This is a genomic window from Okeania sp. SIO2F4 (assembly GCF_010672385.1).
GTDB lineage: Bacteria > Cyanobacteriota > Cyanobacteriia > Cyanobacteriales > Microcoleaceae > Trichodesmium.
This window is the reverse complement of record NZ_JAAHGT010000234.1, coordinates 1-11,444: the sequence shown is the minus strand read 5'-3', so window position 1 is coordinate 11,444 and position 11,444 is coordinate 1. Positions and strand designations below refer to the sequence as shown.

Annotated in this window: 7 protein-coding genes and 3 pseudogenes; 8 read left to right on the top strand and 2 right to left on the bottom strand. The window is 35.2% G+C overall.

Features of this window, described 5'->3' with window-relative positions; all coding sequences use genetic code 11:
- A pseudogene (locus F6K22_RS16295) lies at positions 1 to 725 on the top strand (DNA repair protein RecN); the annotation flags it as partial.
- Between the two features lie 1,595 nt (positions 726 to 2,320).
- Here F6K22_RS16295 and F6K22_RS16290 read toward each other — a convergent pair.
- Positions 2,321 to 3,160 (bottom strand): FkbM family methyltransferase, encoded by an 840-nt coding sequence (locus F6K22_RS16290; protein WP_293099732.1) that lies wholly within the window; start codon positions 3,158 to 3,160, stop codon positions 2,321 to 2,323.
- Between the two features lie 1,599 nt (positions 3,161 to 4,759).
- Here F6K22_RS16290 and F6K22_RS42145 point away from each other — a divergent pair.
- The 7 genes and pseudogenes from F6K22_RS42145 (at position 4,760) to F6K22_RS16260 (ending at position 9,470) form a co-directional block, all read left to right on the top strand.
- Positions 4,760 to 4,918 carry an IS630 transposase-related protein gene (locus F6K22_RS42145; protein ID WP_363273689.1) on the top strand — a complete coding sequence of 53 codons (159 nt, stop codon included), beginning with the start codon at positions 4,760 to 4,762 and terminating at the stop codon, positions 4,916 to 4,918.
- A 94-nt stretch (positions 4,919 to 5,012) separates the two neighbouring features.
- A complete protein-coding gene (locus F6K22_RS16285; protein WP_293099730.1) occupies positions 5,013 to 5,183 on the top strand; it encodes a hypothetical protein in 171 nt (56 codons plus the stop codon).
- Positions 5,171 to 5,293 carry a hypothetical protein gene (locus F6K22_RS16280; RefSeq protein WP_293099727.1) on the top strand — a complete coding sequence of 41 codons (123 nt, stop codon included), beginning with the start codon at positions 5,171 to 5,173 and terminating at the stop codon, positions 5,291 to 5,293. The genes F6K22_RS16285 and F6K22_RS16280 overlap by 13 nt, the downstream gene beginning before the upstream one ends.
- Positions 5,294 to 5,350: 57 nt before the next feature.
- Positions 5,351 to 5,548: pseudogene (locus tag F6K22_RS16275) on the top strand (transposase); the annotation flags it as partial.
- A 474-nt stretch (positions 5,549 to 6,022) separates the two neighbouring features.
- Positions 6,023 to 8,764 carry an adenylate/guanylate cyclase domain-containing protein gene (locus F6K22_RS16270; RefSeq protein WP_293099724.1) on the top strand — a complete coding sequence of 914 codons (2,742 nt, stop codon included), beginning with the start codon at positions 6,023 to 6,025 and terminating at the stop codon, positions 8,762 to 8,764.
- A 59-nt stretch (positions 8,765 to 8,823) separates the two neighbouring features.
- Positions 8,824 to 9,180 carry a hypothetical protein gene (locus F6K22_RS16265; protein ID WP_293099721.1) on the top strand — a complete coding sequence of 119 codons (357 nt, stop codon included), beginning with the start codon at positions 8,824 to 8,826 and terminating at the stop codon, positions 9,178 to 9,180.
- 104 nt (positions 9,181 to 9,284) lie between these two features.
- Complete coding sequence (locus tag F6K22_RS16260) at positions 9,285 to 9,470, top strand: TLTLP motif-containing protein (protein WP_293099718.1); 186 nt, start codon at positions 9,285 to 9,287, stop codon at positions 9,468 to 9,470.
- Positions 9,471 to 10,896: 1,426 nt separating this feature from the next.
- On the opposite strand, the pseudogene F6K22_RS16255 reads toward F6K22_RS16260, so the two are convergent.
- Positions 10,897 to 11,088: pseudogene (locus F6K22_RS16255) on the bottom strand (hypothetical protein).
- Positions 11,089 to 11,444 lie beyond the last annotated feature (356 nt).

Genomic DNA, 11,444 nt, shown 5'->3' with positions numbered 1-11,444 from the left:
GAAGCACTAGAAAAAGTATACTTGGAAGCTCAAAAAGAATACAAAACAAATGTAGCGAACTTAGTGTGCAGCGTCATAATGCTGCTGTTAAATTAGAAACACATTTGGTAGAAGAACTAAAACCTCTTGCTATGGAGAAAGTAAAATTTCAGGTACAAATTACTTCTACTACTCCAACATCTACAGGTGCTGACCACCTAACATTCTGCTTTAGTTCTAATCCTGGTGAACCACTACAACCTCTAAATTTAACAGCTTCTGGAGGCGAAATGAGTCGGTTTTTATTAGCACTGAAAGCTTGTTTTTCTCAAATCGAAGCATCAGGTACTCTAGTTTTTGATGAAATAGATGTAGGAGTTTCCGGAAGAGTAGCAGGAGCTATTTCAGAAAAACTACACCAACTTAGTCGCCAACACCAAGTTCTATGCGTAACTCACCAACCCATAGTAGCTGCAATGGCAGACCATCATTTTAATGTTAGTAAGCAGGTCGTTCAGGAAATGACCAATGTTGACTCAAATGATCGAGACTCTGAGGAGAGAACAATAGTTAGAGTCAAAACCCTGGATAATTATCAACGACGAGAGGAGTTGGCACAATTAGCTAGTGGTAGACCAGTTCAAGAAGCTATTGCTTTTGCAGAATCTCTTTTAACTCAAGCTGCAACCAAACGCGAGAAAAATTTGACTACTTCTATTTCCAGTTCTAGTTCTGGAGGTGAATAGATGTCTCTAGAAAAGAGGAAAAGGAATTTTCCCCAGGAGCAATACAAGTAATTTTTCACTCCATGAAGCTTCCAGAAAATATATATCCTTATATAGAAGCCATTTGGAATATTAGCTGTGGATTAAATTTTTGAGGCACAGAGTCCTATATAGGAATTAAGCATGCTTGAGAAAAAAGGTGAAAAATACTCGCTCTACGCCTCCCACTTGGCAATCTCCTCATCTCTCGTTCTCCCCTACCCACACTCCCCCCTCTTCCCACACTCCCCACACTCCCCGTTCATAGCTCCCAAATGGGTTCTATATATCCTGGTTTTTCCCTCATCCCTGGTTTTTCCCTCATCAAATCTTTCCATCCACCACTCCTGAGTCGAAAACCACCAACATTTTCATTTTATGAAGCTCCTGAAAAAATCCCACGCCAAAGGATTTTCGGTTGCATCCTCACAAAAATTCTGATCAGCTAAAAATTAGCTGGGATTGTTCGCCCATGTGCATGATTTTTTATTCAACTAAATTGTCTGTGAGTCAGACAATCGAAAATATTAAGGAATTTTCCCCAGGAGTAATGCCAGTAATTTTTCATCCTGTGAAGCCTTCATACATAAAATATATCCTGGTTTTTTCCCGATCAAATCTTTCCATCCACTACTCCTGAGTCGAAAACCACCAACATTTTCATTTTATGAAGCTCCTGAAAAAAATCCCACGTCAAAGGATTTTCAGTTGCATCCTCACAAAAATTCTGATATTATAAAATTTAACTACGGCTTATCGTCCATGCGCATGACTTTTTATTCAACCAAACTGTCTGGCTTACAGACAATGGAAATCTTAAGGAATTTTCCCCAGGGGCAATGCCAGTGAGTTCTCATCCCGTGAAGATCCAATAAAATATATATCCTTCATATATCCTGGTTTTTTCCCTCATCAAATCTTTCCATCCATCATTCCTGAGCCGAAAACCACCAAAATTTTCATTTTCTTAAGCTCCAATATCGTGACAAAGGATTTTCAGTTGCATCCTCACAAAAATTCTGATATTATAAAAGTTAAGTGGGGTTTATCGCCCATGTACATGATTTTTTATTCAACCAAACTGTCTGGCTTACAGACAATCGAAAATATTAAGGAATTTTCCCCAGGAGTAATACCAGCAAGCTTTCATTCTGTGAAGCTTATCCCACGAAATATATATCCTGGTTTTTTCCCGATCAAATCTTTCCATCCATCACTCCTCAGTCGAAAACCACAAACACTTTTATTTTCTTGATCTCCTAGAAAAAATCCCGCGTCAAAGGATTTCCAGTTGCATCCTCACAAAAATCCTGGTATCATCAAAGTTAAGTTTGGTTTATCGCCTATACGCATGAATTTTTGTTCAACAAAAAAAATATATCTTGGCGATCGCGAATGAAACAGGAACAGAAATACACCAAAAATCAGATAATTACAGATTTTATGAGATTTTTGTAGATTTCTGAGAACGGTTAGAGGTACTGATAACTTATAAATGAAATGGCATCCTCCCGACATTGCGCTTAAGGAGCAACGCAAGATTCCTATTAACAATTGACTAATTTTTCAAATTCCGATCAAAGTCTATCAGGAACAAGAAAAATCATCTTCACACGAACATTTACAGGTCTTGCCTCAATTTTAATAAATTTTGGTGTCAAATTAGACTTATTTTTATCCTTAGACTTAACAAAGGCAAAGCATGAAAACCCAATTGATTTAATAAATTTTAAAAGCTTTGCATTGGGATAAAGTTCAGATAAAACTAAAGGTTGGTCTCGGATTAGAAGATTTTTCCCACCTAATAGAATGTCAAAGTCTGCTCCTTCAGCATCTGTCTTAATACACGACACATGAAGGGATGGATATTCTAACATCAAATTATCTAGGGTATTAACCTTAACCATTATCCCATCACCTTTATCACTTTTTCTCACCAGTGAATTTAGTTCAGGCATAGAACTTAGAGTAAGTTCCATTGTACCAGGTTTAGAAAAAAGAGCTTCTTTAAGAATAGAAACATTTTGAAACTGAGAAAGATTTTTTTCTAAATCTTTAATTATTCGTGGATCGGGTTCAAAGGCATAAACTTTGTCAGATAAGGGAGCAGCAAGCAAGCTATAATATCCAATATTCGCTCCAATATCAATAAAACTTTTACCCTTATCTAAAAATTTAGTCAATAAAACCTCACTCCCCCAATCTAGCTTACTTCTCTTGAGAAAAACTTCTGTACCAAATTTACTATTCCAAGGTAGAATTATTTCTACATTGTTAAATAGTAGAAACTTTTGGTTAACTTTTATAAGCTTATAAAATCTTCTTAACAAATAGCGGTATACAAAATTTAGATAACCAACTTCACTAGCCAAGCGATTAAAATAGCTAAATTGCTGGAAAAAGGTTAAAATTAACATTTTATCCCTAAAATAACTACATTTAAAAGACGTTTTTGCCTTTGATAAATAGAGTTTAGACTATACTAAAACTCAACAATTATTAAAGTCCCGCCAAATTTTTTATCTTGATCAACCACCTCATATTAATGGTTATTTGAGGAATGATTATCGGGGCTTCAGTAAAAATACCTCAAAAATAGCCTCTAAATCTTACACAGTAATGGTTTAACCTCTAACTAACTAGTTTGTTAAGATCTCTAAAGTTTGACCCACAGAACTTGCGCAGAAATCGGGTTTATAGACGAAATTTCCTGATTTGAAAGACAATAATTAGGGAAATAACCCAGTTTCTTATCAGGGCAAACGCATCTTATTGTGAAGTTCTGACAGGACAAGGATCTCAGACTTGTGAGTATTTATACTCATTAATGATCTAAAGCTTAACAGCAGAAGCTTCCAGAATTTAGATGGGTTTGTCCTGGTTTCTTATTTAGGTGCGTAAGTCCGGACTTATTTTTAGCCTATTATTGTATTTTTCTTCTCCGTGTTAGGTTAGCTGTCATTTGCACCACTTAAAAACACTAAAGTCTTAATTATCCTAGAAGTCAAATAACTACAATTGTCAGAGACAAGATTTTAATAGTTAGATTATTGGCTCAATAGTAGAAACGGTTCAAAGATTATTGAATGATCCCTCAGTGAGATTTACAATACCAAAGAAAAAATCTGTTATACCAGTTTTAAAAAATAATTTTACGAATAATCAGTGTAATTAAAAGACTTGAGAAGAGATGTCACTTTAACAAAGCGGTGCAACCCCGCGCCGTCTCATGACGCAAGGGAACGTGGATCAAGAGAAAAAGATGATTGACAACCTAAAAAATAGTATTGAAGGCATTAATTATGACTCCTGACTCTTAATAAATAACCTAGTGATTTTTAGCCAACATTTATCATATTGGTATTAAAGTTATCAGTAATTTTTCAGAAAAAATAGCAGAATATAGGCAATTTACCTTGAAAAAAACAAAAAAAATCTTAATGGATGAAATTAATTTTTCTGAAGAAGAACCAAAAAAAAATTAATGCTAAGTATCCATAGCTACTTTTTTTTGCGCTGAAGGGGAAAGTAAAACGATAGGCCATTATTTAATTTTACTGATGGAAGATAATAAGATTGACATCAGTGAAACAATGTACCTGGCTCCAAGGTCCAGCATGTTTGGGGTCTAAAGGCGCGTTCCACACTACGTCCCTAATCCGACGCCTGCCATAGACACTGCTAGCTCAATAGCATTCAATTAATTACCATAACACACTCAGCAGGAAAACCAATCTATGTTGCGGTTTTCCCATACGAAGATCCCCCCTCATGAGAGCGTGGGTCTTCAACTAACGTGGAGATAAGTTATGTAGCAATGTGCGCTGGCATATTTACATACTACATACTAATAACAAAAGTAGTATTTCAGTTGCCGTCTGACCTATATTTTTCATAAATTACGCGCTCGCCAAAGGAAAAAAAAAATTTGAAGGATAGTTGTTCAGGTATTGACAATTTACAACTTACAGTTTATAAATTATGATATTTATATCTGAAAATAATTAGTGAGTGTGATGGTACATCCTTACAGTCAAGATTTACGCGAACGTGCTCTTAATCTCATTAATAATGGTATGTCTATCAATCGTGTAAGTCGTCTCTTAAAAATCAGCCGACCTACTCTTCACATATTGGCGAGAACGATATTTAATAACAGGTTCAACCGAGCCTAAAATAAGTGTACCTTCTCCTCAAATTTATATTATTAAATATCTGGAAGAATTTGAGAAGTTTGTTGAGACTAATTATGATTAAACCCAAAAACAAATGGCTGCAAAATGGGGAAATTGTAGTCGTTTTACTATTAGTAGAAAATTAAAAAAGCTCGGTTTTACTCCTAAAAAAAACTATGGTTATCAAGAAAGAGATGATTTGGAAAGAGAAGAGTTTGTCTTAAAACTGAATCAAATAGACAAAAAAAAATATTGTATATTGTAGATGAAGCCGGAATAGATAATAGAGAAGATTATCCTTATGGTTATGGAATTAAAGGGAAAAGAGTACCAGGTATGAATTCAGGAAAAAGAACTGAGAGAGTAAGTTGGTAGAGAGCTATAAATCAATCAAAAATGTTTGCTCCTTTAACATAGAAGGGCAGTTGTAATCGTGACTTGTTTGAGAACTGGTTGGAAAATTGTTTACTAGCAAAATTAAAACCAGGACAAGTTATCATACAGGATAACGCAACGTTTCATAAATCAATTTATATAGAAAAATTAGTGGCCAAGCAAGAGTGTGAAATCTGGTATTTAGCACCATACTCACCAGATTTTAATAAGATAGAACGCTGGTGGTTTGTGTGAAAAAATTGGATCAGACAAAGACTCAAAGAATTTGAGAATTTTAGAGACTGTGTGGATGCAGCTTTTATGGAAAATCCTCAAGTTTTTCACGCTTTGGTCAAAGATATCAATTATTCCTATTAGGATTTCGTCGCTCTCAGAAGCGATGGCGCTCACACAACACTCTGACACCAAATCTAAGCATAAAAATAGAATTTTTTAGTTGTCTTTTAAATCAAAGTCAAAGGTGCGAGTCTATCAAACTTCAACCTAGTCGCGATCGCGACAGCGGAACGGAGTTCTATCCCATGGTTTGTCAAAATATCTATCATGCAGCAGAGTTTTGTAATATATTAAATACAGTAGTAGTATAAAAATACGCCACCGCTCATTGCTATAGAAACAAAAGTAGGATAGATTAATATTAGACTACATTAACAGCTTCTTAATAGAATATTTAAAAAGCATTCTGTGCTGAATATTAATTAAACCATCATGACATCTGCATCTCCAAACCACATAGCAACAGAGTACACCACAATCCCAATAGAGGATGTGGAAGTTATAGAGGGTAGCAGCCATGAGGTGTCTCACCCTCAAAATAATTATGTTTATAACAATCCTGAAATCAATAACAGTAATGGAGATAATCCCAAAAGTAAATCAACAGTTAACGAAAGTAGTGCATTAGTTAATCCTGGTTCTGCTGGCTCTAATTTCTCAGAATTTCTGGTTCCCTTAACAAAAGACACTTTTGTCGAAGCTGTTAAAGATGTTGAAGAAAAGCTAAAGACAGTTAATAAAACCCTTGGGATGCTCAACAATTTGTTAGAAGCTCAAGGATTTGATGCGATTTTACATGAAATGTTACGTTCAATTACTCTGAAAACAGGAGAATTATTGAACGCAGACCGAACAACAATTTGGTTATTAGATGAAGAAAAAGATGAGCTTTGGTCAACAATTGCCCAAGGAGCTAATGGAAAACCATTAGAATTAAGAATTCCAGCAAATGTGGGAATAGCTGGAGAATCAGCTCAAGGAAAAAAAATTATTAATATACCCTACGACTTCTACGATGACCCCCGTTCGACCTTTACCAAAAAATTCGATAAACAAAACGGATATCGAACTTACAGTATGGTAGTAATGCCATTATTGCAAGAAGAAACTGGGGATTTAATTGCAGTTGTCCAACTTCTAAATAAGTTCAAACTAGACGCAGAAAAATATGAACTCTTAGAAGAAAAAATAGATGTCGATGGATTTACCGAAGAAGATGAAAGACTATTTCGTGAATTTGCTCCTTCTATTAGTCTGATACTGGAATCTTCTAAATCGTTTTATGCAGCTACCCAAAGACAAAGAGCAGCAGAAGCTTTAATGAAAGCTGTAGACTCCCTTAGTAAAAGTAGCCTAGACTTAGAAGATACTCTGAAAAAAGTCATGGATCAGGCCAAGGAACTGATGAATGCAGACCGCAGTACCTTATGGCTGATAGACAACGATAAAAATCAACTCTGGACAAAAATTCCAGTTGATGGTAAACTGATTGAAATAAGAATAGCTAAAGATAAAGGTTTCGCTGGTGTGGTTGCCACATCTGGCGAACCGCTACTAATTCCTTTTGACGTATATAAAGATTCCCGTTCAGTTACAGCCAAAGAAACAGACGAAAAAACAGGTTATCGTACTTGTAGTCTATTATGTATGCCTGTTTTTAATGCGGATCATGAATTAATTGGTGTGACTCAGTTAATTAACAAAAAGAAACAAGGAGAATATCCAGCCTATAATCCCGCAGATTGGCCTAATGCACCAGAACAATGGAGAGCTAGTTTTAATCGCAATGACTTAGAGTTTATGAAGGCTTTTAACATCCAAGCAGGTGTTGCCCTTCAAAACGCTAAATTATTTGATACAGTCAAACAGGAACAACAAAGGCAAAGAGACATTCTACGCAGTCTCACCAACGGTGTAATCTCTACTGATAAAAAAGGCAAAGTCATTGCTACGAATGAAAGTGCTAGACATTTACTAGGGATTGGTGATACAGATATATTAGCAGGTAAATCTGTCAAAGATTTGGTTTGCCTCAAGGAAGGTGAATTTTCTAAATGGTTAGATCTAGCTCTCTCTCCTAATGAGAGTAAAGAGTCCCAGCAGTATTATCCCGATCAAACTTTGTTCCCTCAAGGAGATTTAGATCCTCAAAGTATTAATTTGTCAATTAACTCAATGATTGATGTTTTGGAACCAGAGAAGGTGAATGGTGTGTTGGTGGTGATGGAGGACATCTCTGGAGAAAAGCAAGTTAAAAATTTGATGTATCGTTACATGACAGCAGAAGTTGCAGAACAATTATTAGCAAGTGGTGAAGCTAATTTAGGAGGTAAACGTCAAAAAGTTTCTGTACTTTTCAGTGATATTCGTAGCTACACTACTTTGACAGAAAGTATGAGCGCTGAACAAGTTGTTAGTATGCTGAACGAATACTTTGAAGAGATGGTAGATGCTGTCTTCAAATACAAAGGCACTCTCGATAAATATATAGGAGATGCCTTAATGGCAGTATTTGGATCTCCAGCTCCCTTAGCAGATCATCCTTTGTGTGCCATGCAAACTGCTGTGGAAATGCGCCAACGCTTGAAGGAGTTTAATAAAGAGCGTGTAGCCAAAAATAAACAGGCTATCAGTATTGGTATGGGGATTCACTCAGATGAAGTAGTTAGTGGTAATATTGGCTCTAGTAAACGTATGGAGCTAACTTCTATTGGAGATGGTGTGAACCTAGCTTCTCGCCTTGAAGGTACAAGTAAACAGTATGGTACAGATTTAATCATCAGTGAAAATACTTATCAACCTTACAAAGAAAAGCTTTGGGTTAGGGAATTAGACTTGATTACTGTGAAGGGAAAAAGTAAGCCTGTCAGAATATACGAACTTTTAGGTTTTAAAGAAGGTGCTCTGAAGCAAGACTTGAGTGATAAACAACATCAAATTGTTGAACATTATCATCAAGGAAGGGAGTATTATTTAAGGCCATCCAAAGAGAAAAATTTAAAAGATAAAGATATTGAGGAAGCTTTTGTCAAAGCTGAAGCTGAATTTAAAAAAGTTCTGAATATTGACCCAAAAAACAAAGCAGCTGAGTTACACGTTGGTCGTTGTCAACTATTTCAGGCCGAACTTCCTCCAAAAGATTGGGATGGAGTTTGGAAATTAACTGAAAAGTAAATATTTCCCTTTAAATAATAATGTTAGCTCCTGTATTTTGAAACAAACCAACCCCAGTTATGAATGATTTAAGTTCCCACTACTCAGATAGTGAGTGGGTAGACCAAGTTAATAAGTTATTGGTTGAGATTGCCAGTATTTCTGTATCAGATCAACCGAAGCTACCAGAAAATATTGCTCAAAGGGCTCTACCACTGGCCAAAACAGCAAAAAGTATCCAAGAAAAAGCTGATAGCCTAATTATTCCTTCAGATTCGTTAGAATGGGTAGAGAAAGTTCGTCAACTTTTGTTGGATTTATCTCGTGCTTCTTTGGCAGATATACCCAGACTACCTGTAAGTATAGGTCAAAGATCGCTGGTATTAGCAAAAACAGCTCAAAATATTAAAGACAAAGTTGCGGAAAAAAAATATTAGTTGTCAATAATCAAAGTTTAAAGCTTAGGTGAACTTAAAAAAAGCATCTATATAAAACTTCTATTACAACTAAAAAGTTTAAGTTTTTTAGAAATTTCCTGAATATGGAATCAGATAGTCAACCTCCTAGTTACTCAGATGATAAACCTCCTCAAAGGATTGCAAATATTTTGGGAACGGCGATCGCTGTATTGACTCTAACATTACCTTTATTAGCCATTGCTCGTTATTCTCATAGTAATATAAATCTAAATCCTCAAACGTCTTATGAATTGTCTGGGTATGAATGATTTCTGACTAAATTTCTAAGAACTTTAGTTTCAATTTCTATCTTACTTCAGCCTCTAAGGTTACTCTAACTGAACCTGCTTCCTTAGAGATAAAATAAATTTGGTTGATACTATTTTCTTTTTGCTCAGAAGATTAAGAGTTCAACCACACTATAACAGGAAAAGGGATGCTTATAACATTTTTCTTCCCTTTTGCCTGTCCCCCATTTATTTGTACCTTTTAGCCCACATTCCACAGGTCAATTTATAGTATTGTAAGTAGTACAAAAAACTGGAGATATCAAAGTATTTATATTCTTTAAATCATTTTTATTCACCTTGTTCAAGGTTAAATCATCAGAAAAAAATTAAGTATAATTTCGATAATTGACGAATAGCAGTAATTGAACTCAAAAGCAACAACCTAATATCAAGTCTACTTAGGGTTTGCTGAAAAAGTCTTATGGTTGAGGGTATAATTCAGAATGGGCGAATTCAGAGGAGTTAGGAGGAAGAAATATCACTTGATTTTTCTATCCTTATCTACTCACTCATCCTAACTTTTTTAGCTCCCTAGACCGAAACCTTGCACCTTTTTTAACTCTAAATGGGCAAATTCAGAGGATTTAGGAGGAAGAAATATCACTTGATTTTTCTATCCTTATCTACTCACTCATCCTAACTTTTTTAGCTCTCTGGACCGAAACCTTGCACCTTTTTTAACTCTAAAAAGACTCAAATATTTACAATGGAAGGCTTGGACAGTTAATCAGCAAGTCCTACTTAACTAAGCAGAATAAAAATTTTCTCATCTTTGATTTCTCAAATCTCCCAAATCTTCCTTTTCCCTGTTTTCAAATTCAGTTTTCCCTACTACCTATTATTTTTATTTGTGATTATTCAACCCAAAATAATATAGCTTATTATTAAAGAGGCTCTTCTAGGGTAGCTCTGATAAATTACTATAAAATAAACTCCATAATCCTTCCATAGCAATGGTTATGATCCTAGAAAAAAGTAATTCTCATCAAAAGGGATTTTTATACCAATTTCATAAAATATTGCTACAGTGCTTTATTCTCTTACTAGGTATCTATAGATTAATACTGTAACGACCTTTTTTGAATTTGGTATTATTTGGTTGAATATTTTACTCTTTAAGGATTTAAGCTCATTTAAATTACCGCATAATTAATAATTAATAATTATTAATTAAATAATTCAGCTTTATTCGCCTCCCCTTTCAAGGATAAAAAGCAGTCCTTAGATGGCGAGGTTTCCCGAAGAGTGCAGAACCGCTCCGAAGTGCGCCATATCCAATCTCCCCTCGAGAAAAGTGCTCTTGAATTTCCTTATATTCAATTCCGTAACGGTTTTAACCTTCTTGTAATTATCCGTTACCCATTATCCATTATCAATTAATGAAAAAGAGGCACTTAGAGCTGATTTATAAAGTAAATCTTAAATTAGCTAGTCGCTTGACCATGAGTTGGATTAATGAGCCATAAATCATTGCTTCACTTACATCTGAATACACTTACGTTACCTTACTTAAGCGCCTAAATCTATTTAGCCACCCAAAAGTGCGTTCCACAATCCATCGCGCACGGCAATTGCTCAAAACCTCACGGGGTGACAAGGTAGCTGAAAGCTATATATAGAGGTGGACTTATCAAATAAGCTGAAGAATAGTTCAACTAAAATCCCACTATTATTGAGAATAGATGGGGGTGTGGTGCGTTCGCGGAGCGTTGCGGAGCGCAGTATCGCGCCACACAGTAGCTTGATTATTTATTCAAATAACTGGCAAAACAGTTAAAAATCCGATCAAAAAGGGTTGGTAATTACAAATAAAAATTAATAAAAGAGAATATATTAGGCTTTGATCAAAACCAGATCGAACAAAAGTTGAGTCCATCTCAAATAATAACATTACAAATATTATTATACTTAACATCAGTACATAAAACCGTACAAATATCAAAATTAAGTACT